The organism is Metasolibacillus meyeri (assembly GCF_003049505.1).
GTDB lineage: Bacteria > Bacillota > Bacilli > Bacillales_A > Planococcaceae > Metasolibacillus > Metasolibacillus meyeri.
The window spans coordinates 1-19,327 of the sequence record NZ_PYWN01000144.1; the positions used below are offsets into that span (position 1 = coordinate 1).

Annotated in this window: 27 protein-coding genes and 1 riboswitch; of the genes, 7 read left to right on the forward strand and 20 right to left on the reverse strand. The window is 40.9% G+C overall.

Annotation, left to right across the window (positions count from 1 at the left end; all coding sequences use genetic code 11):
* Window positions 1–298: 298 nt before the first annotated feature.
* Window positions 299–691 carry an NUDIX hydrolase gene (locus C9J34_RS17840; RefSeq protein ID WP_107841534.1) on the reverse strand — a complete coding sequence of 131 codons (393 nt, stop codon included), beginning with the start codon at window positions 689–691 and terminating at the stop codon, window positions 299–301.
* A 228-nt stretch (window positions 692–919) separates the two neighbouring features.
* On the reverse strand, window positions 920–1,144 hold the full coding sequence (locus tag C9J34_RS17845) for a hypothetical protein (protein WP_107841535.1): 225 nt from the start codon (window positions 1,142–1,144) through the stop codon (window positions 920–922).
* 18 nt (window positions 1,145–1,162) lie between these two features.
* Between C9J34_RS17845 and crcB (C9J34_RS17850) the strand changes: the two genes are divergently transcribed.
* Together crcB (C9J34_RS17850) and crcB (C9J34_RS17855) are read left to right on the forward strand one after the other, a co-directional pair.
* Window positions 1,163–1,564: a fluoride efflux transporter CrcB gene (crcB, locus tag C9J34_RS17850; protein WP_238600701.1), complete on the forward strand. Its 402-nt coding sequence runs from the start codon at window positions 1,163–1,165 to the stop codon at window positions 1,562–1,564.
* Window positions 1,561–1,908: a fluoride efflux transporter CrcB gene (gene crcB / locus C9J34_RS17855; protein WP_107841536.1), complete on the forward strand. Its 348-nt coding sequence runs from the start codon at window positions 1,561–1,563 to the stop codon at window positions 1,906–1,908. The genes crcB (C9J34_RS17850) and crcB (C9J34_RS17855) overlap by 4 nt, the downstream gene beginning before the upstream one ends.
* A gap of 8 nt (window positions 1,909–1,916) precedes the next feature.
* Here the strand turns inward: crcB (C9J34_RS17855) and C9J34_RS17860 are convergent, their stop codons facing one another.
* From C9J34_RS17860 to thiM, 6 genes are all read right to left on the reverse strand, one after another.
* Window positions 1,917–2,651 (reverse strand): hypothetical protein, encoded by a 735-nt coding sequence (locus tag C9J34_RS17860; RefSeq protein WP_107841537.1) that lies wholly within the window; start codon window positions 2,649–2,651, stop codon window positions 1,917–1,919.
* 12 nt (window positions 2,652–2,663) lie between these two features.
* Complete coding sequence (gene aac(6'), locus C9J34_RS17865; protein ID WP_338016216.1) at window positions 2,664–3,101, reverse strand: aminoglycoside 6'-N-acetyltransferase; 438 nt, start codon at window positions 3,099–3,101, stop codon at window positions 2,664–2,666.
* Window positions 3,101–3,697: a hypothetical protein gene (locus C9J34_RS17870; RefSeq protein ID WP_107841538.1), complete on the reverse strand. Its 597-nt coding sequence runs from the start codon at window positions 3,695–3,697 to the stop codon at window positions 3,101–3,103. The genes aac(6') and C9J34_RS17870 overlap by 1 nt, the downstream gene beginning before the upstream one ends.
* Window positions 3,698–3,827: 130 nt before the next feature.
* Window positions 3,828–4,445 (reverse strand): thiamine phosphate synthase, encoded by a 618-nt coding sequence (gene thiE, locus C9J34_RS17875; RefSeq protein ID WP_193769069.1) that lies wholly within the window; start codon window positions 4,443–4,445, stop codon window positions 3,828–3,830.
* Window positions 4,442–5,257, reverse strand: coding sequence for a bifunctional hydroxymethylpyrimidine kinase/phosphomethylpyrimidine kinase (gene thiD / locus C9J34_RS17880; RefSeq protein WP_107841540.1), 816 nt, complete (start codon window positions 5,255–5,257; stop codon window positions 4,442–4,444). Before thiD ends, thiE begins: the two co-directional genes overlap by 4 nt.
* A 5-nt stretch (window positions 5,258–5,262) precedes the next feature.
* Window positions 5,263–6,009, reverse strand: coding sequence for a hydroxyethylthiazole kinase (gene thiM / locus C9J34_RS17885; protein ID WP_107841541.1), 747 nt, complete (start codon window positions 6,007–6,009; stop codon window positions 5,263–5,265).
* A 66-nt stretch (window positions 6,010–6,075) separates the two neighbouring features.
* A riboswitch (TPP riboswitch) is annotated at window positions 6,076–6,176 on the reverse strand.
* A 94-nt stretch (window positions 6,177–6,270) separates the two neighbouring features.
* On the opposite strand from thiM, the gene C9J34_RS17890 reads away from it, so the two are divergent.
* Complete coding sequence (locus C9J34_RS17890; RefSeq protein WP_107841542.1) at window positions 6,271–6,843, forward strand: YdcF family protein; 573 nt, start codon at window positions 6,271–6,273, stop codon at window positions 6,841–6,843.
* Window positions 6,844–6,880: 37 nt separating this feature from the next.
* Here C9J34_RS17890 and C9J34_RS17895 read toward each other — a convergent pair whose 3' ends face one another.
* The 11 genes from C9J34_RS17895 to C9J34_RS21730 all read right to left on the reverse strand — a co-directional run bounded on the left by C9J34_RS17895 (window position 6,881) and on the right by C9J34_RS21730 (window position 15,151).
* The gene (locus C9J34_RS17895) at window positions 6,881–7,066 is read right to left on the reverse strand and encodes a hypothetical protein (RefSeq protein ID WP_107841543.1); all 186 of its coding nucleotides are present in this window, start codon (window positions 7,064–7,066) and stop codon (window positions 6,881–6,883) included.
* A gap of 79 nt (window positions 7,067–7,145) precedes the next feature.
* Window positions 7,146–7,679 (reverse strand): NADPH-dependent FMN reductase, encoded by a 534-nt coding sequence (locus tag C9J34_RS17900; protein WP_107841544.1) that lies wholly within the window; start codon window positions 7,677–7,679, stop codon window positions 7,146–7,148.
* Window positions 7,680–7,798: 119 nt separating this feature from the next.
* Window positions 7,799–8,728, reverse strand: coding sequence for an ABC transporter permease (locus tag C9J34_RS17905; RefSeq protein WP_107841545.1), 930 nt, complete (start codon window positions 8,726–8,728; stop codon window positions 7,799–7,801).
* Complete coding sequence (locus tag C9J34_RS17910; protein WP_107841546.1) at window positions 8,706–9,629, reverse strand: ABC transporter ATP-binding protein; 924 nt, start codon at window positions 9,627–9,629, stop codon at window positions 8,706–8,708. The genes C9J34_RS17905 and C9J34_RS17910 overlap by 23 nt, the downstream gene beginning before the upstream one ends.
* Window positions 9,630–10,331 (reverse strand): ABC transporter ATP-binding protein, encoded by a 702-nt coding sequence (locus C9J34_RS17915; protein ID WP_107841547.1) that lies wholly within the window; start codon window positions 10,329–10,331, stop codon window positions 9,630–9,632.
* A 4-nt stretch (window positions 10,332–10,335) separates the two neighbouring features.
* Window positions 10,336–10,689 (reverse strand): GntR family transcriptional regulator, encoded by a 354-nt coding sequence (locus tag C9J34_RS17920; RefSeq protein WP_107841548.1) that lies wholly within the window; start codon window positions 10,687–10,689, stop codon window positions 10,336–10,338.
* Window positions 10,686–11,456 (reverse strand): hypothetical protein, encoded by a 771-nt coding sequence (locus C9J34_RS17925; protein WP_107841549.1) that lies wholly within the window; start codon window positions 11,454–11,456, stop codon window positions 10,686–10,688. The genes C9J34_RS17920 and C9J34_RS17925 overlap by 4 nt, the downstream gene beginning before the upstream one ends.
* 462 nt (window positions 11,457–11,918) lie before the next feature.
* Window positions 11,919–12,041, reverse strand: a complete 123-nt coding sequence (locus C9J34_RS22695; protein ID WP_274523375.1) for a hypothetical protein — start codon at window positions 12,039–12,041, stop codon at window positions 11,919–11,921.
* A 212-nt stretch (window positions 12,042–12,253) separates the two neighbouring features.
* Window positions 12,254–12,727 (reverse strand): dihydrofolate reductase, encoded by a 474-nt coding sequence (locus C9J34_RS17930; RefSeq protein WP_107841550.1) that lies wholly within the window; start codon window positions 12,725–12,727, stop codon window positions 12,254–12,256.
* 159 nt (window positions 12,728–12,886) lie between these two features.
* On the reverse strand, window positions 12,887–13,552 hold the full coding sequence (locus tag C9J34_RS17935) for an exosporium glycoprotein BclB-related protein (RefSeq protein WP_107841551.1): 666 nt from the start codon (window positions 13,550–13,552) through the stop codon (window positions 12,887–12,889).
* Window positions 13,553–13,636: 84 nt separating this feature from the next.
* On the reverse strand, window positions 13,637–15,151 hold the full coding sequence (locus tag C9J34_RS21730; protein ID WP_153062650.1) for a coiled-coil domain-containing protein: 1,515 nt from the start codon (window positions 15,149–15,151) through the stop codon (window positions 13,637–13,639).
* A gap of 174 nt (window positions 15,152–15,325) precedes the next feature.
* Here C9J34_RS21730 and C9J34_RS17945 point away from each other — a divergent pair, with 174 nt between their 5' ends.
* The 4 genes from C9J34_RS17945 to C9J34_RS17960 all read left to right on the forward strand — a co-directional run bounded on the left by C9J34_RS17945 (window position 15,326) and on the right by C9J34_RS17960 (window position 17,452).
* Window positions 15,326–15,979 carry a BMQ_0737 family morphogenetic spore coat protein gene (locus C9J34_RS17945; protein WP_107841552.1) on the forward strand — a complete coding sequence of 218 codons (654 nt, stop codon included), beginning with the start codon at window positions 15,326–15,328 and terminating at the stop codon, window positions 15,977–15,979.
* 76 nt (window positions 15,980–16,055) lie between these two features.
* Window positions 16,056–16,622, forward strand: a complete 567-nt coding sequence (locus tag C9J34_RS17950; RefSeq protein ID WP_107841553.1) for a hypothetical protein — start codon at window positions 16,056–16,058, stop codon at window positions 16,620–16,622.
* Entirely contained in the window at window positions 16,609–16,815 is a 207-nt protein-coding gene (locus tag C9J34_RS17955) for a hypothetical protein (RefSeq protein ID WP_107841554.1), read from the forward strand. The genes C9J34_RS17950 and C9J34_RS17955 overlap by 14 nt, the downstream gene beginning before the upstream one ends.
* Before the next feature lie 16 nt (window positions 16,816–16,831).
* On the forward strand, window positions 16,832–17,452 hold the full coding sequence (locus C9J34_RS17960; RefSeq protein WP_107841555.1) for a hypothetical protein: 621 nt from the start codon (window positions 16,832–16,834) through the stop codon (window positions 17,450–17,452).
* Between the two features lie 124 nt (window positions 17,453–17,576).
* Here the strand turns inward: C9J34_RS17960 and C9J34_RS17965 are convergent, their stop codons facing one another.
* Window positions 17,577–18,521, reverse strand: coding sequence for a thymidylate synthase (locus tag C9J34_RS17965; RefSeq protein ID WP_107841556.1), 945 nt, complete (start codon window positions 18,519–18,521; stop codon window positions 17,577–17,579).
* Window positions 18,522–19,327 lie beyond the last annotated feature (806 nt).

Here is a 19,327-nt window from a genome sequence, read left to right on the forward strand (position 1 = left end):
CTACCAATCAGTGGGGGATGAGGAAAACCCCCACTGATTGAAGGTTCACTTTATCGTTTTTCGATAAAAATATATTGAAAAACAAGAATTTCATTGTATAGGACTGTCGTATTGCAAATTTGGTTCCAAGAGTTTTTAAGCAAAATTTATTACGCCTGCTGTAATTATATTCAGGCTTTTGTCTAAAACGATATTGGTCACGCAAGCATTTGATCCTATGCCTCTTATTTTTCGCAGCAATTATTGCTCAATCGCAATAAAACCCGAACGATTGTTATCACTCGGGCTTATGTTTTATTTAGTTTTTGCCAGTAATCATTTCTACGACTTCCAATGGTCTCACATCGAGTGTGGTTACATCCTTTTTCGCTAACCACATTGGTTCGAAGGTGCCTGTGTACAGCTCTGGTTGGCTGTATTCTGGCCCAGTGCCTGCACCGACTTCACCACCAACGATTTTTGCACGATAGTAAAATTGCTTGCCATTGAATGGCACCATGCAAAGTAGCTCTAACAGCTCAACAATGACGCCTGCCTCCTCCAACGCCTCTCGAATAGCGGCTTGTTCAACCGTTTCCTCTTGCTCGACTTGCCCTCCTAGAAAAACAAAATACGTTTGCTCATTTTTGACACGTTTGATGACTAATAGATGATCATTTTCTTCAATCACAACTGCACTGCGAATTCTCATGTATTCACTCCCTTTATTCTAATAGTAAAAATCTAATCTACAATTCCTCGTTTTTGAATAACGAAAATCCAGCTTAAAAGAAGAAATTGCTAGTTCAAAAGTAACGATTCGCCCAGCGACCAAACAAATTCGCCCAACCAATCGCAAAATTCGCCCAACGAACAAGGAAATTCGCCCAACCAAGCCTCCATTTCGCCCGCAAGACAACTTCAATCAATCAGCCACACTTTATGTAAAGCTATTACGCTTAAAATAGGAAACGGTGAGCATCGTCACCATTACAACAAAAAAGTTCATCATGATGACCATATTTATTTTGCTGTTAAGAACAGGCTGCATGCCTATAAAATAAATAACCGTAAAGACAAGACATCGTTTGAAATGCCCTACTTTTGCGAATTTTGCTTGCAAACAAATTATCGTTACTGAAAATACCATCACATAATAAAACATCGGCTCACCTCATGGATTATGATAAAATATGCTTTAGAAGGAAGTGATTTTATTCATTATTTATTCGTTGGTCTTGCTGGTGCGCTTGGGGCTTCTTTGCGCTATGCCATCGGACTTCTTTTCGATAGCGCCTTTCCCATCGCTACATTATTGATTAATTTAGTTGGTGCGTTATTGCTCGGCTGGCTGACGAGCTTTTTACCGCGTTTTCCGCGCATTAGCTCAACGATTTCGACCGCCATTACAACAGGTTTTTTAGGCGCATTTACGACATTTTCTGCATTTAGTGTTGAAAATCTGACGTTATTGATGAACGGGCAAGTTTTCGCTGCCTTGAGCTATATCCTTGTTAGTTTAGTTGGTGGCTTTATTTGTGCGCTTGTTGGTCTACGTCTTGGTGCAAAGGAGGATGGTCTATGATTTTTGTTGCCATCGGTGGCTTTTTTGGTGCCATTAGCCGTTTTGCGATTAGCAATTGGGTGAAAGCTCATGTGAAAACCAATCTCCCGCTTGCTACATTTGCAATTAATTTAGTCGGCTCCTTTTTATTAGGCGTTTGCATCGGCATTGGGCCAAGCTCCTCTATACAACTTCTTGTCGGGACAGGCTTTTTAGGCGCGTTTACCACCTTCTCAACCTTTTCCGTTGAAAGTGTTAAGCTTTATGAAAGCCGAGGTTTGCTTGCTGCTGTTACGTATCTATGCCTTAGCTGTTTATTCGGCATATTGCTCGCCTTTGCGGGATGGTGGGTGTCTAGCATTTGATAGACACCCTACTGTATTTCCCACTCAACCGTTGCATCCCCTGCCGCGCGCTCGCCTGTAAGCACAATATAATATGTGCCATCCTGCTCGATTTCTGCTTGCAAACGATCGTGACCAAGCTCTGTTTGTCCAAGAATTTGACCACTTGCGTTTTCTAAGTGATGACCACCAACCCCTCTGGCTAGATTCATCACGATTTTATTTGTCACAATATCACCCTTTTTTAGTACTAAAGGAATTTTATGCTCCCCATTAAAATGCTCGTATGTCACATGATAGCTGTTGCTTGTGCTTGTTGCCTCCCAGCCCTTCTTTGTCGTGTAATCAAGCTGAATCAGCAGCAAAAACAGCAATGGTATGACGATAAAAGCTATATTGCAAGCACGATAGTTTGTTGCCAGCGTTTGCCCTAGTAAAAACATTCCCGCTACGAAAGCACCGACAATGCCTGCGATGAGTGTAAAAGTATTTAGACCAAAGGGTAAGAAAAAGAGTGCGCCTGCTAAAAGATATAATGCCGTTTTATAACGTGCCAACGCCTCCCATCTCTCTATTACAGCATCTATTACACAAGTAATCACAATGCCATAGCCAAAAATAACAGCCCATAGCATCCATATGCGTGCCATTTCACTAAACGTATATAAATTAAAATTCGATACGACAAGTAAATAGCTAAAAATAATGGTCATCGCAAAACCTGCAGCTGCCAATTTTGTTGCCATATAACGTCCTAGCATCATTGCCAATTCCTCCTACAGTTTTTTCGTAAAACAAATTACGCGATTCGCCTCATTAAAGCCAAGTTGCAAATGCATGTTTAAGCTATCCTGATTATCTAGCTCACAATCGCTCGCAAACTCTGTACAGCCTTGCTGGCGTGCCCATTCCTCACATGCAGCAATCAACTTTTTCGCCAGCCCTTGCAAACGTGCTCCTTTTTCTACATAGACACCTTCTAAATAGCCAACAGGGCTCGTTTCTGTTCCCTCGACATAGTCATAGCGTAGCTGACATTGAGCAAAGCCAATTGCCTGCTCCGCAGCATATGCTAGCACGATGAAGACGTCTTTCTTGTGCAAAAGCTGCGCCATTTCCACTTGTAAATCGCTTACTTCATTATCGGGCCATAGCCTTTGTGCCAATAACGCGACTTGCTGTGCCTCTTCTACCGTTGCTTGCTTCAGCATCATTATTCACTCTCCGTAATTTTTATTTTGAATAACAGCACATTCGTATCATCATCAATAAGCTGTTGTACCTCTTCAGCACTTGTGAAATCATAGCCACTTCGCATCGAATTATTCAATGATTGTCGGTATGCACCTACGATGTACTCTGTATTCAGCTCTAATTTTTGCTCTTTTGTAAAGGCATATTGGCCTGTGCTCATTCCTTCATCAAGCCTCAAGTTTTCTAGGGTTTGTGGCTTTCCTTTCACACCTGGTGCATAAAAAAATAAGGAGCGCGTATCTCCATCTAACAGCCCAAATCCGATATGCCCCTTTTCTGCCTTTGATGGGCTCATCCCATAGCTTAAACCCACCTCAAACTGCTCGTCTTTTTGCCCATCACTGTATTTCTCCACCCATAGCTGGACTGTTCGTTGATCAGCTTTCGGCAAGTAAAAATCAAAATCCCATATATGACCTAAATGCAACTCCTGAAAGGTATGTACATAGTCTGAATCTTCAAGTGGTTTAATCGTTATGTCTTTACTTGGTGCTGCACAAGCTGTCATAATTGTGAACACGCTTAGCATGACAATTGAACATAGCAATTTTCTCATTCTTCACCAACCTCCTTTTTACTAATAATACAAAAACTGAGCATAAATTGCATGCTCAGTTTTAAAATTTATTTCGTATGAACAGATTGCCTATTTCCAAATAACACTCTGTGGAAGATGGCGTTTCACTTTATTTAAAATTCTTCACCGTATGCTCAATGTTCTCACTTTGACAAATCGCTGAAATAACGGCGATGCCATCCGCTCCTGCCGCTAGCACCTGTTCCGTGCACTCTGGCGTAATGCCACCAATCGCTACAATTGGAAATTGCGGATAGCTAGCTCTTGCCTCCACCAAAAACTCGACGCCTGCTGGCTTATTGGCATCCGCTTTTGAAATTGTTGCGAAAATCGGACCTATGCCAACATAATCTGCTCCGCCTGTTACAGCAGCATGCATTTCCTCATGATTATGAACGGATACACCGATGATTTTGCCCGCCAATTGCTGACGAATTTTCGCAAGCTCCGTATCCTCTTGTCCAACATGAACGCCGTCCGCATCCAATGCTAATGCAAGCTCGATATTGTCATTGACAATAAAAGGGACATGATATGTGCGACAAAGTGCCTGACAGCGTTTCGCAAAATCCAGCAAGGCTTCTCCTGTTAGCGCACCGTCTCCCTTTTCACGCAATTGAAAAATCGTGATGCCCGCCTGCAAGGCTTCCTCTAAAATCGCAAGTGGCTCACGCGGACAATTGACTGTCCCCATAATAAAATAAACCGCTAATGTTTCACGTTTCAATGCAATTTCACCTGACCTTTCACTTGCGCCTTACGGTAGGCAAAATGATTCGTCGGCCCATGCCCATTGCCGATATTTAATGGGTGTGAAATTGCCGCTTGGATAAAATGCTTCGCCTCAATAATCGCATCGCGCAAAGCATAGCCTTTTCCTAAAAATGCGGTTAACGCTGCGGAAAATGTGCAGCCTGTTCCATGTGTATGCTTCGTATTAATGCGCTCACTGCTCATCGCAAAGAAAGCACCATCCGCAAAATAGACCATATCAACCGCTTCTTCCCCTTCTAAATGACCGCCTTTCATGACAACACATTGCACGCCTAGCGCTAAAATTTTCTTTGCAGCCGTTTCGATATCTTGAACGGTTTCAATTTGAATGCCTGTAATTTCTTCAGCCTCTGGAATATTCGGTGTTAGCACAGTTGCGATAGGCAATAGCTTCGTTTTTAATGCATGAATCGCCTCCTGCTGTAATAGGCTCGCACCACCCTTAGCAATCATAACGGGATCGACAACAAGCTGCACACTATGCTTTTGTAGTTCTTCTGTCACTGCCTCAATAATTTCTGCGGAAAAAAGCATACCCGTTTTCACAGCTGTCACTTGTAAATCCTCAAAAACCGCCTGTATTTGGGCAACGGTAAATTCAGGTGATGCCGCTAAAATATCGGATACACCCAGCGTATTTTGAGCTGTTAACGCTGTGATAGCCGATGTGCCGTACACACCTAGCTCCTGAAATGTTTTTAAATCCGCCTGTATTCCTGCTCCACCACTGCTATCGGAGCCCGCAATTGTCATGACAATATTCATCTAAATCAACCTCTCGCGTATTTTTCTAAGCCATTCAATATTTCTACTTGGAACGAACCGATATATGTAGAATTGTTCGCTGCCTCTAGCGCAATTTGCTTATAGGTCTGTAAAAGCGCAGCTAAATTCGCAGTAGACTCACCTTCCACTGTGAGTGCTGCTGTGCAAAGTGCACTTAATAAACAGCCTGAGCCCGTCACAGCTGTCATGCGCTCATGACCGCCCGCTATTTTTTCCACAATCGTTCCATCTGTGACAATATCCGTCTCGCCTGTTACAACAACAATTGTATCATATTTTTGCGCTACTTCCTGTGCGACAGCAACCGTATCAATCGTTCCTTGACCGCTATCCACGCCTTTTGCCTGCCATGCTACACCAGCGATAGCAGCAAGCTCCCCTTCATTGCAGCGAATTAATGTAAATTTCACTTGCTGTAATAAATCTTGTATCACTTGCTTGCGGTAGCTCGTTGCCCCAACGCCGACAGGATCTAATACGACAGGTACACCATGCTTATTTGCCGCCTTTCCTGCTGCAAGCATTGCTGGTACTTTCATTTGATTCAATGTGCCAATATTAATTAATAAGCCGTTCGCAATCGCTGTCATTTCCTCGACTTCGCTCACTTCGTCCGCCATAACCGGAGATGCGCCAATGGCTAACAGCCCGTTCGCTGTAAAGTTTGCTACGACATAATTGGTGATGCAGTGAATGAGTGGATGCTTCTGTTTAATTTTATCGATCGTCATCGTTTATAACCTCTTTCTTTCCATTTTACGACAAAAAAAGCCCTCTAAAATAGAGAGCTGCAAATACAAGGTTCGTATTTTGCTCCCTACGCCAGTGTTAACTGAACAGGTTCTAAGGGTCAGGTTTTAACCTTCTCAACGCGCGCTGCGTCCCCCTGCAAATCGTTGTCATCTATTATCCTAGCACTATTTGTGCTGTTTTCCAATAGATTTGAATCTTTTTTTCGTCCACGCTCGTCAAACTATAGAAGAGGTGATGATATGAAAAAATGGATTGCGCTAACAGCCGTTATTGCAGCTCTTTGTGGCGCAGGCTACTACCTGTTAGGCGCAGAAATAAACAAGGGCGCTTCCTCAACAGCGGATGGAACAAATGATTATTTAATTATTTTAGGTGCACAAGTGCGACACACTGGCGAACCATCTCTTTCCTTGCAAGCACGACTCGAGACAGCAACAGCTTATTTGCATGACTATCCACATGTCAAGGTGATAGTATCGGGTGGACAAGGACGTGATGAGCCAGCAACAGAGGCGTCTGTGATGGCAGATTATTTGATTGAGAAAGGCATCGCAGCAGAGCGCATTTTACTTGAGGAAGCGTCTACTTCTACATATGAAAATTTACTATTTTCCAAGGAGCTACTGCCAGCAGACATTGCAACAATTACGATTGCATCGAATGATTACCATTTACAGCGGGCGAAATTTTTGGCGGAGGTTGTCGGTCTAGAAGCGGACGTACTTGCAGCAGGCACGCCAACATCCGTAGAAGCGAAATCGAGAATGCGCGAGCGGCTTGCCTTGTTGAAAACATATGTATTTGGGAAATAAATACTGGTGCCAGGCACACACACAATTCTCACACAATTTATTTACGGTACGCGCGTCGTTCCGCGTATTCCACACATTGGTAACACACTTTAATACGCTTATTTGCCTCATTGCGGTAATTTCGCAAATCTGGCATTTTTCGCTTGCAAAAGAAGCAAGCATTTTTGGGAATTGATTTATTTGGTACGAAGATTTCTTTTATTTTTGTCAGCAAAGAGCGCATGGAACATCCTCCTCATTATTTTTGACAAATATATCATAAAAAAAGCGGCTAAGGAACTATATCCTTAACCGCTACTATTTTACTTCACCCACGCAACAAAATTGTCTATTACTTTATCTAAAAATTGGATTGTTGCTTCATCTGTTAAGTTGCCTGCCTCGTCAAACTTCGTATGCGCGGCACCTATATACACTTCATTGCCTTGTAGCACTGGCGAGCCGAGGCCTTGTGCGAATAAAATATCGCGTAAATGCATTTGCGCCTTTACTGTACCTAAGTTCCCCATTGATGCTCCCATCACGATGGATGGTTTGCCAATCATCACTTTATCAACACGTGATAACCAGTCGATGATATTGCCTAAAACACCAGGAATGGATGCATTATATTCAGGCGTTACCCAAAGTACAGCATCAGCTGCCTTAACTTTCGCCTTAAATTCAACAACTGCCTGTGTCGGATTATTTTCCTCGTCTTGGTTATACATTGGAATATCATGTAATGGTAAAATCTCCACCGTCACTTTTTCCGCATAACGATTTTGAATAAATTTTGCTAGCTTCATATTGTATGATGCCTCACGTAAACTTCCTACGATTGCTACAACGTTCATCATTTTGCCTCCATCTCAAATTGCGTTCATCATAATGTATCCGAAAATAATATATTTCAAACACATTATTTAGCTTACTTGACAGTCAGAGCTTATGACAATTTTTTTGCTCATAAAATCTATGCCGTTACGTCACGCTTTGTAAACGATAAATAGCTAATCGCTAGGAAAACAATAGCGTAAACGATTAACACGCTAATCGAAAAAGGCATTGTTACACCATCAATCATGTGGTGACCATCACGAGCGTATTGCGTTAAATCTGTATGTGTCAGCCAAATATATTTAGCGAATGCATATCTGCTAATAAACATGATAATCACGCCACCCATAAACGATAAAAACATCGTTAAACCAATTGCTAGGGCACTAGAACGGAAAACAGAACCGAGTAAAAAGGCAAAAAGAACTGACATAATAAAATTACCTGCTGACAAACTCGACAGCTCGATTAAATTATTCAAAACATTGACTTCTTGTACTTGACCATTGACAACCTCTAGTAAAGTGCCAGTATTGCCATTAAATAAAATAAGTGCAATCACCCATGTCAAAGCAAAATTAACCGCAATCATAAAAAGACCGTAAATAAATGTTGTTAGGAGCTTTGAAGTTAAAATTTTGGCACGTGAAGCAGGACGCGTTAAAAGCATTTTGATTGTTCCTGTTGAAAATTCACTTGATACGATGCTGGCAGCTACAATAACGGTAAACAGCGTAACAATGGAGATGAGCTGCACGCTAAAATTCATAAAACTAGCGACGGTCATACCATTAGGTGGTGCAACATCCTGTGCTAAACGATATTCAGAAATTGTTAATTCGTTTTGCCAGTATGTGTTTGATGCATTTTGCTCTTCGGCAAGCATACCTTGATACATTTCAACATTTTCTTGTTCCACGATGCGCCAATCACGTGAATCTACTTCATCATAATATTTGTTTAAGCCTGCTGCGCCAATAATAATGACGGCTAAAATGCCAAGCATTACCCATGTCGCTTTTTGATGCCATAATTTCATCCATTCATTTTGTATGAGTTTCAGCAATTTGTCCGCCTCCTGTCATTTCTAAAAATTGCTCTTCTAACGTTTTTTGTTGCGGCTGAACAGCAAAAATTTGAACTTGCTGTGCTACGAGCTCGGCAATTAGCTGTGGTACTTGCTCTTTTGCCATTTGCAGCTCTACCCCTTGTTCCTTTGCCGTAAATTCAAGCTGCAATTTGCTAGCAACTGCTTGGACTTTCGCTAAAGGCGCAGCTTCTACATAATAAACCGTTTCCGCTTCTCCGCGCACCTCACGAATATCAATCAGCTGACCATTTTGTATAATCGCAATACGGTCACACATCAGCTCCATTTCAGAAAGCAAATGGCTTGATACGAAAACCGAAACACCTTCCTCTGCCGCGATTTTACGCAAATAGTTGCGGAACTCGCGAATGCCGGCAGGGTCTAAGCCATTAGTTGGCTCATCTAAAATTAGAAACTTCGGGCGATGCAATAATGCTTGAGCTAAACCTAAGCGCTGACGCATTCCTAATGAATAGGTCGACACTTTTTCATGAATGCGCTTCTCCAGCCCTACTTGGCGAATAACTTCATCCATGCGTTCCTTGCTAATATTGTGGTGCATGCGTGCAAAATGCAGTAAATTTTTATAGCCCGACATATATTTATACATTTCAGGATTTTCAACGATTACCCCAACTTTACTAATCGCTTCCTCATAATGCTCCTTGAGTGACTGTCCATCGATGAGCACCTCCCCCTCTGTCGCATGCATTAACCCTGTCATCATACGAATTGTCGTTGTTTTCCCCGCGCCATTCGGACCTAAAAATCCAGTAATTTGCCCTGGATATAAATCTAAATTAAGGCGATCAATCAGTTTCTTGCCACGAATAACTTTTGTTAAATTACGCAGCTGTACAATCGGCTGTTGTGTCATTTATTTCATCCTCTCTACATGCAAGGCTTTCATCCATTGCACGGCGTTTTGATTGTGTTCATCTCGAATTACCTCTAGCTGCTCATGTGCAGCAATGCGCCCATCACGCAGAAGCAATACCTCGTCTAAAATGGGCTCCACCTCATATAATTCATGCGTGGATAAAATGATTGTTTGCGTTTCCATATTTGTAAATTGAATGAGCCCCTTAATTAACGCATCCTTTACCATCGGATCTAACCCGGCGAAAGGCTCATCCATTACATACAACGGCACTTCACGTCCTAAAGTTGCCGCCATTTTCACACGACCACGCTGCCCCTTTGATAATTGGCGCAATTTACGACCACGCTCAATTTCCAAAAACTCACCCACAATCGAAGCTTTTTCATAAGAGAAATCAGCAAACTGTGTTGCATAAAAGTGAAAGAGCTGCTCAGCCGTATAAAAATCGTAAAATAAATCCGTATCAGGTAAAAAGGCAATTTGATCGGCAGTCGTTCTAACAACAGGCTGACCATTTAATGTAATTTCCCCTTGTTGTGGTCGCAAAATACCTGCTATTAGCTGTAATAATGTTGATTTCCCTGCCCCATTTTCTCCAACAACGCCAACGATTTTACCAACAGTTACTTGACATGAAATATTTTGTAAAACAGGTCTTTTCATATAGGAAAAGCGAATATTCGAAAGCTGTAGCATAGTTTCACTCCTTTTTTTCTAACAGTTGCAGCATTTCCTCTTTCGTAAAGCCAAATGATGCAATCGATGCTAAAAAACTTTCCGCCAACTGCTCCTTCATGCTATCACGCAGCTCCAGCAGCCGTCCTTCATCAGACGTAATAAAAGTCCCTTGCCCTCTTTTAGTTTCCGTTAATTGCATCAACTCCAGCTCCTTATAAACACGTTGTACCGTATTCACATTCACACCGCTCTGCACCGCATATTCACGCACAGATGGCAGCTTATCGCCTAATTGTAAATGTCCTTTAATCATCTCCCCACATATGCGGTCGACTAACTGACTATAAATTGGCTTATCACGTGTAAAATCCGTCATGACCGCGTTACCACCTTTTCAAGCCATTTTGAGCTAGCCATAAATAAAACAGCGAGTAGAACGCCATAAAATAATAATTGGCCAATATACACCGAATTAATAATAAAAAGTAGCGGATAGTCAGATAACTGCAAATATTGCTGAAGCGGCTCTAAAGAAATATAGCCATGCTGAAACAGTGTGCGATACAATACACTCTCCTCAAATTTTGTTAGCAGATAGCCAGCCAAAAGAGCGAGTGGCGCAACAATAATCGCAAATTTACCAATGTAATAGTTCAGTTGCAAATAACATACATAAACAACCTGCATATAGATTAAAATTAATAGTTGCAAACAAGTTAAACTAATCGTCATTACTGTGCTTGCTACCACAATTTTAATGATGTTCCATTCTTGCGAGACCACTAAAAGAAACACACTACTCAAAATAACAAATGTAAACACAAGAAACGTGCACAGGTTAAACAATACTTTTGCAGCAAGAAGCTTGTAAATAGATTGCGGTGAATGTAACCATACCTCTTTACGTTTAATCTCAGTCTGCATGCTTTTAAACAATTGCACAGGCGCAAATAGTATACCTACTAGAATAGAATAAAAAAGAAACAGAAAGGTCCATTCATCTGCCGTCATATTAATTTCCATATTTTTACTCAAAATATAAGGTAACACAAACACGGCTAACAAGCTACTAATAAATAAAAACAGAACATTTCCACGCATAAGCACCCATTCTTTTTGCAATAATGCAACAAAACTTTTCATTTATATCACCTCACATTCCAGTGTAATAGTTACATAGTACACTAAGATATAAAAAAAGGCAAATATAGGAGGAATAAGATTTTTTATCTTGTATTAACACAATGTAAGCTTCCAGCTCAAAATATTAGGTGGAAGCAAAATGTTGAAGTCGGGGCAGACAGCTTGTAAAAAACAAATTTTTGACCAACATCATGTTCGTCACACAAACATTTTCATATCTTAGTTAGCATTCTTCTCTGATTTTTGATGTTGTTAGTTTGGTTGAGCGAATTTGCTTGTCTTGCGGGCGCATTTCAATGTTTTGCGGGCCAAAATGGGCGTCTTGCGGGCGAATTCATCTATCTTATGAGCGAATCATTACTTTTGAACTAGAAAATTCGATAAACAACGCTGCTTTTTCAGATGCGAATGCTGCCTAAATAAAAAAAGAGTAACGGGATTGCTCTCCCGTTACTCTTTTACTTATTTCGTGTACGATAATACCGCGTTTTTGCTAAAGCCTTGTAGTGCCTTTGTTGCCTCATCTTTGTTAGTGTACTCAAAAATACGAACGTCCTGTTGCTCAAATACTGTAATTACCCACATCTGAAAATCCTCCATTCGGTTCATTTTAGTATTATAACAGATATCAATTTAAAATATCTGTTTTATAACAACCTCTTAATTCTTATTTTACACCCTTTTTCAAAAAAGAAAAGCCCTTTTTTTCACTTTCACAAATTGTTCAAAAAAATATGGCACAAATAGTCGATTGCCGAATCAAAATAAAAAGCCGATGAGAAAGGTTTCCCTTTTCATCAGCTTCTTTCGAAAATACAATAAGTGAAGAAATAGCCTTCCTTTGCTTGTATCGGTTCACGTTTACTTATGAGCTGCCAGCCACCGTACGCAGGAAAGTATGTATCTCCTTCGAAGGTGTAATCAATTTCTGTAATATATAAGCGGTCCGCTAACGGCAGAGCAAGCTCGAAAATTTGCTCCCCACCAATAATCATTATTTCAGGCTCGTCCTGCACTAATTGCAATGCCTGCTCTAAGCTCGCTACCGCTTCAATATCGTCTGCTTGATACGCCACATTACGTGTAATGACAATGTTGCGTCTACCAGGCAATGCTTTGCCAATTGATTCATACGTTTTACGCCCCATAATCACAGGCTTGCCCATCGTCATTTCTTTAAAATACTTTAAGTCACCAGGCAAATGCCACGGCATCTGATTGTCATAACCAATCACTCGATTTTTATCATGTGCGACTATTAATGAAATCATATATTTTCTCCTTCGCATAACATTAAATTATTACCTATCCATTATTACGAGTACATTGCTTCTCTCATAAGAATATACTTAAAATACATACATCGCAATAGAGCGCCCACATTTAATAATCAGTGGGGATGAGGGGTCCCCACTGATTGCCATTTCACTTTATGCAATATTTAAGCCTGCGCTTGCTGTTCCTGTAATTGTGGCAGCATCTAATAATCCGCCTGTACCTGTTACAGAGAAGACCATAACTAATAAATCACCTGCTGCTACTGGAATAGAAGGTAATGTTGCTGTTCCTTGTACCGTTTGGGCTAATGCTACTGGACCTACGATTGCTGGGCTTAAGTCAACTGTTGCACCTGTTAACAGTGTGAAAGTTGTGCTACCAGCAGGGGCACGATAAACTTGTGCGTTCACTATATAGCTTCCTAATGCCAAACCAACTGTTGCTGTAAAGGATGCTGATATTGCTGTTAATGTACCTGCACGTGGCATAGAAAAAGCCTCTGTAAGTGGGATAGCAGCCGTTCCTAACGGCAACTCAATTACACCACCTACCAATGAAAGGCTCGGCACAGACGTACCGAAACCAATTAAGCTACCCGTACCAAGTAAACCGCCTGCTAATGTTGTTAGCACGGCCGGTATTGTACCAGAAGAAAATGGAATAATCGAACCGCCTACAACGCCATTACCTGGTGGTGTTACAATACAATTTGCATCAATTGCTTGAAATGGTCCACGTGATGTGCAATTGTTTGAACCACCATTGTTGCCACCTGAACAGCCACATCCGCTATGCTTTCTGAAATATTTATTTGCCATTGTTCCACCTCCTTTCGTCTTTATCCTATTCATGGAGCGAAAGGAGTGAAGGGCTAACAACTACACAGAAAGGATGTTTTTCTTTTAGCTCTTTCTTTTGAATAAATTCCAAAACCATGTATGTTTTTCTTTTTTCCCTGTTTCATCTTGATTTTGTGCAGCCTCGATTTCTGCTTGCTCTTCGATCATTTCTTCTGTTGCTTGTTGCAAGACAGGTGACTCCAGTTCTTCTTGTTGGGGTGCGGACTCTTCAGTTGGGGTTTGTTCGTATATTTGTTCTGTTGTAGTTTCTAGTTCTTCTTGCTGGACAGATAATTCTTCTTGTGAGGGTGCTGAGTTGCTTAATTTTATTTGTTGAGATGCTTGCTCTGCTGTAATTTCAAGCTCCTCTTGGTTCAATGTTACTTCTGTTGTCGTTTCCGGCTCCTCTTCAATTGACACTACTTCTGTTGTCGCTTCTAGCTTCTCCTCGATTGATGCTACTTCTGTTGCCGCTTCCAGCTTCTCTTCGATTGATGCTACTTCTGTTGTGGCTTCTGGCTCCTCTTCGATTGATGCTGCTTCTGTTATCACTTCTAGCTTCTCTTCGGTTGATACTGCTTCTGTTATCACTTCTAGCTTCTCTTCGGTTGATACTGCTTCTGTTATATCTTCAAGTTTCTCTTCGGTTGATGCTACTTCTGTTATATCTTCAAGTTTCTCTTCGATTGACGCTACTTCTGTTGCCGCTTCCAGCTTCTCTTCGATTGGTGCTACTTCCGTTACGTTTTCCAACTCCTTTTGTTGAAATACTTGTTCAACTAGAGTTTCGAGTTCTTCTCGTTGGGGTGCTGATTCTATAGCGTTCTCTAATTTTTCTTGTGAGAACGCCAAATTGGATATGTTATCCATTTTTCCTTTTTCCTCTGAACCTTCTAATTTTCCCTGTCGCACTACTTGTGTTTCTTGACCCCCTAGTTCCTCCTGCTGAGATACTGATTCCATTTCTTTCTTTTGCACTATTTGTTCTTCTTGCACAAATATTTGTGGTGGCACGGAAGCTACTTGCTGCACAGCATTTGTTGGCATTTTGATTGCTTCCTTTAAAATAATATTGCTATAGGGACTAGCATTGGTTTTATGGAATGAACCGCCTTTATGCAAATTACTTTGTGTTGTGTGTATGGATTGAAAATAATGTTCATTAAAATGTTTCGTGCCTAACATATTCGGTGCTGGTGGCTCCATCTGCTCTTCTTCTATTATTTCTTCATTTTCTATCGCCTGTATAGGGTGTAACAAATTTTGTAACTGCCGATAAGAAAATTCCTGCACCAAATCCGCTGTTTGACACGGTGCATTCGTTTTCTGTTCTTCTGATGCTATCAAATCGTTAATCATATAAGGGTGTGGTTTTTTGTCTGTATTTGGCGCAGGCTGTTTTGGTTTTTCCTCTGATTGTTGCAGCTTATTTTTCAATCGTTCAATGCGCTGCTTCATTTGAAGAAGCTCTTCTTTTGTATTGCTATTTTGCACTTTCGTTAACTTTTCCTTGCATGCGGCAATTTGTGAATGTAATGTCTCAAATTGCTGCTTGGAGTGGCGATGTGTATCGCTCATCTATTGTCCCTCCTTTCTATATTACATCCATAGTTTATTGCAATAATTTTTTAGATGTGACACTGCAAAATTCCCTGCAAACTTAGAGCGCCTATTGTGTCTGCCTATATACGATTGACGCCACGTCATATGATACAAACGAAAGAAAAACTTTTATGGAGGTGTCAACAAAACATGCAAGAAAATAAGTCGTCACAGGTACGCGAATTAATATGCATTAATGTCGACAAAGTATATGATTGGATTGTCAAGGAACTTACATTTGAGCTTGCGCCTCAAGCACCCGTTGAGTTCCCAACTCTTCCAGCAGACGTTGACTTAGCAAATGCATCCATCCAATGTAATGTCGTGCCTGCCCTAACGAATCCCGTTGTTATTTTGAATCGTGAAAATCGCTGCTTTACGGTTGGCGGAAAAAGCGTTACGCTTCAGCAATTAACGATTCAGAAAAATTTCATTGTGACAATCACGATTAAAACTGCAAGCTGCGTTGTGTACGAAAGTGCGCCATTCAATATTTCACGCTGTGAACAAATTACTTTATGTGCGCCACATGGTACAGATGTTTCCGTTACGTACACAGATTTAGATTGCTTCGTATGCTCAACAGGCGCTATCATACCTGATTTCCCAATCGGTGGTACACCAACAATTACATTCTCAAACTTATCGATTACGGTAAGCGTGTGTCAAAGCATTCAATCAACATTCCCAGTAACGGTTGAATTTTTAGCAGAATACTGCGAGCCACGTGCAGACATCGCAATGGGCTGCTCACCAGCATCACGTCCACAAAAATGTGGCAATATTTTCCCAAGCGGTTGCTAATAGTGCTAACAACATAATGAATGTCATATTGTAAAGAGAGGCTCGCCCTCTCTTTCTTTTTAAAAGGAGGCAAAACATGCGCATTAGCGAAAAAATAAAGCAGTTGGAGGCTCAAACAACAAGCTATATTAGCGCTATTCAGCAACGACTAGCTGAGCGTGAGCAGCCACAGCTCGTTAGCTACTTCACAAGTTCCATGACAATCGCCCATCAAGCAAATGACGAAAATTTCTGCTTAGGCTCTTACCATATTTGGAATATTGGTACGAAGCCGCTGACAAACCCTTCTATTTATTTAAAGCTACATAAACAAACGCCCTTTTCTTTTTCAGGCAAATATACGACAAGCCGCTTCAAGCAATCCTTTCAAGATCAACTGATTTGGCAACGTTTTAATGACGAAAGAAGCAAGCATGAATTTTGGTTTAAACCTGTAAACGAAACGATTATTGCGCCGAATGAGACGATTGTTTTTCCTCATTTTCAGCTAACATGGTCACATCTAAAACCCTACTCTGGCTTGTTAGAAGGCTGGACATACTGTGACGAAATGCAGGAGGGCATTATGGTCATAAACCCATTGCATATTTGTAGTGTAGGATATGCAGAAGAAGAAGCGGAGGTACATGATGACGCAACTTAATCTCAAAAAAATGATGGCGGAGCGTGGCGATACAAGCTTTATGTATTTAGAAAAAGAGACGCTACAACTCGTCCTTCAGCACTTATTACAAAACGTCTCTTCTCCAAACGAAGAGCCAATCATTGCGAAGCTCGACTCTTTGATGGAGCAGCAACAACAGCAGTTTGAAAAATTGCTAGAACAGCTTTCATAAGAAAGGAGGAACACATTTGGCAAACGAAGAGCTACAACAAGTGATTGCGCTGTTGGAGGAAAAACTCGCTCAATGTCAAAGCAAGTTAAAAAGATACGAAAATCGTGAAAATTATTCAATCGTTGTTGAGTTAGAACAAGAAAAGAAAAGCCTTGCCGCACAGCTACGAAAAAAAGAAAAAGACTGGCAGCAGCAAGTGACCCATTACAAACAAACGATTCATGCATTAAAGGTCGAACGACGAAAAAAGCTAACACAAATCTCCTCATTATTAGCAGAAAAAAATAAGCTCCGTGCGCAATTAGCTGCTACCAAAAATCAGTTGCAACAAGCAAATACAACAAAACCAAGCACCACCGAGCAAAGGCTTATCCCACTTTTCGAGCAGCTAGCCGAGGCAACAATGAAGCTGGAGCACGTAGCAGCAGCCCTACAACAACAGCTAGAAAATGAACAGCCCGAAAAGCAAGGCAGCACCTCCTTTTCCGAACCATTAACAGCACTAGAACATCATATGCAAGATCTTTTCTCCCAATCGGTGATCGTGGAAAAGCAGCTACAGGCCAAGCTTGCCCTGCTGCATGAATTAGAGCAACAACTTTATTTGTTGTCAGAGGGTTTGGAGGAAGAATGGTAAAAAAAGCATTTTGAGTGAGCTATTTTAGCAACTTTCTTTTCTGCGAGTAAACTTGAAAAGTCCTACAAAAAGCTGTAAGAAAAGTGCATAACAACTTTTCCTACAGCTTTTCTATTGCAATTCATCAAACCGCAATCGGTGCTTTAATTGATGGGTGTGGATCGTAACCCTCAACCTTAATATCCGCAACCGTCATATCAAAAATCGATTTGCCTTCTGTTATATGCAGTGTCGGCAATGCGCGCGGCACACGCGTTAATTGTTCATTCACCTGCTCAATATGGTTGCTATAAATATGTGCATCGCCCAATGTATGGACAAATTCCCCTACCTCTAGCCCACATTCGTTAGCAATTAAATGGGTTAATAATGCATAAGAGGCAATGTTGAACGGCACGCCTAAAAATACATCCGCGCTACGTTGATATAACTGACACGAAAGTTTTCCGTCCGCCACATAAAATTGGAAAAATGTATGGCATGGTGGCAATGCCATCTCATCAACTTCCGCAGGATTCCACGCCGTCACAATCAATCGACGTGAATCTGGATTTTTGTTAATTTGCTCAATGACATTGGCAATTTGATCAATCGTCTCGCCATTCGCAGCTGGCCACGAACGCCATTGCTTGCCGTAAACAGGTCCTAAATCGCCATATTTTGCAGCAAACGCCTCATCAGCTAACATGCGCTCATTAAACAGCTGCATTTGCTCCTCTAAAACGTTCGCAAACGCCTCATCTTGTGCCGCACGCAACCCAAAATTCGTCATATCAGGCCCCATATATTCTGAGGACTTCACCCATTTTTCAAAAGCCCACTCATTCCAAATATAATTGCGCTCCGCAATTAACGTGCGCACATTGGTATCCCCTTTTAAAAACCACAGAAGCTCCGACGCAATCAACGTGCGAAACGCTAGCCGCTTTGTCGTTACTAAAGGAAAGCCTTCCTGCAAATTAAAACGCATTTGATAGCCAAACACGCTAATTGTCCCTGTTCCCGTACGATCCTCTTTTTTATGACCATTATTTAAAATGTGCTGACATAGCTGTAAATATTGTTGCATCATACAGCCTCCTTCATTTATTTTCTTTTCGCTCTTTAAACAAAGAAACGAGCTTGCATAAAAATGCAAACTCCGATTACCATTTAAACTTCTTCATAGAGCGAGAAATATTGTTAACTATAATATAACACATCATTACAGGTTTCAGTTGCATCAAATGTGGCGGGTGATTATTTTGATTTATTTTCTTTATAAAAGGAGAAATATCGCGTAAATGAGAGGCACATCCGTTTGTGATTGATTTTCAATTGATTCTTTCTATACAGAGAGAAACATAGTAAGCATTATTACTCTAAAGGGCGGGGTAGCATTTCAATCCATTCTCTCTATACAGAGAGAAACAATAAGCAACTAGCACAATGAGGTGATGCCATTGTATTTCAATCCATTCTCTCTATACAGAGAGAAACTGTGAAAAATCACATAAAAATAATATTTATCATGATTTTCCATCAAACAATAAATCTATAAGGTTATCTTAACCTAATTATTTTCCCATTTCAATGGAAATATTCTTGTTTTATTGGTGCGAATCTCCCTAGTAAATCATGTTTGCTTCCCATTCGCACCGACTAAAAATTTTGATCTAAAGACTATATAATTATTTATTCTCTTCATCTTTCTATAACTAAAACTTCAGTCAACGCTTTTTATTCTATAGACAAATATGATTAAATTTATCATACATAGCATGAATACTATAATCTCAATCTACTCTCTCCATATCTGATTGCGGCGTCGCTCTTTTTTCGCATAACCGAGTTGCTTCAATTCCTTTAATCCAGAGGAAAAGGCATTCTCACCAT

Bases quoted from the DNA above. Each gene is read 5' to 3' on its own strand.
- C9J34_RS17840 (WP_107841534.1), bottom strand. From the start codon at position 691: ATGAGAATTCGCAGTGCAGTTGTGATTGAAGAAAATGATCATCTATTA.
- C9J34_RS17845 (WP_107841535.1), bottom strand. From the start codon at position 1,144: ATGTTTTATTATGTGATGGTATTTTCAGTAACGATAATTTGTTTGCAA.
- crcB (WP_238600701.1), top strand. From the start codon at position 1,163: ATGATAAAATATGCTTTAGAAGGAAGTGATTTTATTCATTATTTATTC.
- crcB (WP_107841536.1), top strand. From the start codon at position 1,561: ATGATTTTTGTTGCCATCGGTGGCTTTTTTGGTGCCATTAGCCGTTTT.
- C9J34_RS17860 (WP_107841537.1), bottom strand. From the start codon at position 2,651: ATGATGCTAGGACGTTATATGGCAACAAAATTGGCAGCTGCAGGTTTT.
- C9J34_RS17870 (WP_107841538.1), bottom strand. From the start codon at position 3,697: ATGAGAAAATTGCTATGTTCAATTGTCATGCTAAGCGTGTTCACAATT.
- thiD (WP_107841540.1), bottom strand. From the start codon at position 5,257: ATGAATATTGTCATGACAATTGCGGGCTCCGATAGCAGTGGTGGAGCA.
- thiM (WP_107841541.1), bottom strand. From the start codon at position 6,009: ATGACGATCGATAAAATTAAACAGAAGCATCCACTCATTCACTGCATC.
- C9J34_RS17890 (WP_107841542.1), top strand. From the start codon at position 6,271: ATGAAAAAATGGATTGCGCTAACAGCCGTTATTGCAGCTCTTTGTGGC.
- C9J34_RS17895 (WP_107841543.1), bottom strand. From the start codon at position 7,066: ATGCGCTCTTTGCTGACAAAAATAAAAGAAATCTTCGTACCAAATAAA.
- C9J34_RS17900 (WP_107841544.1), bottom strand. From the start codon at position 7,679: ATGAACGTTGTAGCAATCGTAGGAAGTTTACGTGAGGCATCATACAAT.
- C9J34_RS17910 (WP_107841546.1), bottom strand. From the start codon at position 9,629: ATGACACAACAGCCGATTGTACAGCTGCGTAATTTAACAAAAGTTATT.
- C9J34_RS17915 (WP_107841547.1), bottom strand. From the start codon at position 10,331: ATGCTACAGCTTTCGAATATTCGCTTTTCCTATATGAAAAGACCTGTT.
- C9J34_RS17920 (WP_107841548.1), bottom strand. From the start codon at position 10,689: ATGACGGATTTTACACGTGATAAGCCAATTTATAGTCAGTTAGTCGAC.
- C9J34_RS17925 (WP_107841549.1), bottom strand. From the start codon at position 11,456: ATGAAAAGTTTTGTTGCATTATTGCAAAAAGAATGGGTGCTTATGCGT.
- C9J34_RS22695 (WP_274523375.1), bottom strand. From the start codon at position 12,041: ATGTGGGTAATTACAGTATTTGAGCAACAGGACGTTCGTATTTTTGAG.
- C9J34_RS17930 (WP_107841550.1), bottom strand. From the start codon at position 12,727: ATGATTTCATTAATAGTCGCACATGATAAAAATCGAGTGATTGGTTAT.
- C9J34_RS17935 (WP_107841551.1), bottom strand. From the start codon at position 13,552: ATGGCAAATAAATATTTCAGAAAGCATAGCGGATGTGGCTGTTCAGGT.
- C9J34_RS21730 (WP_153062650.1), bottom strand. From the start codon at position 15,151: ATGAGCGATACACATCGCCACTCCAAGCAGCAATTTGAGACATTACAT.
- C9J34_RS17945 (WP_107841552.1), top strand. From the start codon at position 15,326: ATGCAAGAAAATAAGTCGTCACAGGTACGCGAATTAATATGCATTAAT.
- C9J34_RS17950 (WP_107841553.1), top strand. From the start codon at position 16,056: ATGCGCATTAGCGAAAAAATAAAGCAGTTGGAGGCTCAAACAACAAGC.
- C9J34_RS17955 (WP_107841554.1), top strand. From the start codon at position 16,609: ATGACGCAACTTAATCTCAAAAAAATGATGGCGGAGCGTGGCGATACA.
- C9J34_RS17965 (WP_107841556.1), bottom strand. From the start codon at position 18,521: ATGCAACAATATTTACAGCTATGTCAGCACATTTTAAATAATGGTCAT.